The 1,060-nt window shown below is 36.4% G+C and carries 1 pseudogene; it reads left to right on the top strand.

Annotation, left to right across the window (positions count from 1 at the left end):
* Positions 1-1,060 (top strand): annotated as a pseudogene (locus tag ADI58_RS02650) (hypothetical protein); the annotation flags it as partial.

The raw sequence follows: 1,060 nt of genomic DNA, 5'->3' as shown, positions 1-1,060 counted from the left end.
AGTAACTTTCATTCCAAAACCAGGATTTACAGGACCAGCAACTGGAATTTCTGTGCAGGCTACTGACGAAAATGGAGAAACAAAAGATGCGAAATATAAACCAACAGTAACTGCATTAACAATAACTCCACAACCTGCAACAACAACAAATATCCAAGGGGAAACTCAAGAAGGAACGCCAACATTCCCAGTTCCAGCTGAATCAAATAACGTTACAGTTACAAGTCGTAAACTAGTGGACCCTGCTGATCAAACAGAAAAAGATAGTGTAAAAGTAGAAGGAAAAGGAACATTCACCATTGATGGAAATGGAAAAGTAACATTCAAACCACTTCCAACATACAAAGGTGATGTAGATCCAATTACGGTAAAAGCAACTGTAACCATTACAAATGATAAAAACGAAAGTACAACAATTCCTTCAACTACAACATACAAACCAATTATTGTATCGGCTGAGATTGATAAAGAACCAGCAACATCAACTAACTTACAAGGTTTAACACAAACAGGAACACCAACGTTCAAACCGAAAACTGTAGATGTAAATGGAACACCAAAAACAATTACGGTTCAGCCAAATAGCTACAAACTTGTAAATGGTGGAGTAGAAAGTGATACACTTCCAGCTTATAAAGCAGGAACAACTAATCAAATTGGTACTTACACAATTGATTCAGCGACAGGACAAGTAACATTTACACCATCGGATAAAACTTATTCAGGTGAAGTAGCACCAGTATCTGTACAAGCAACAGGATCAAATGGAGTAAAAGTAGAAACAACGTATACACCAACTATCACACCTGTAACACCAACAGCTGAAAAATCTGCAACAACTGATGTACAAGGTAAAAAACAAACTTCTTCAATCGTATTAGATACACCAGAAAACAGTGCCGATAAAGATAAAACTGTAAACTTCAATAAAGGAAGTCAAGTAGGGGCTAATGGAGAACGAGTTGAGTTAGATGCAAGTACGCTAACATTGTTAGATGGAAATAATGAAGTTTCTACTCTTACAACAAGTGATGGAGAATATGTTTTAGATAAAGCAAGT

It is taken from the genome of Streptococcus mitis (genome assembly GCF_001074635.1).
GTDB classification, from domain to species: Bacteria; Bacillota; Bacilli; order Lactobacillales; family Streptococcaceae; genus Streptococcus; species Streptococcus mitis_E.
Note: the sequence above shows the minus strand (reverse complement) of the source record. Positions and strands in the feature narration are given on the sequence as shown.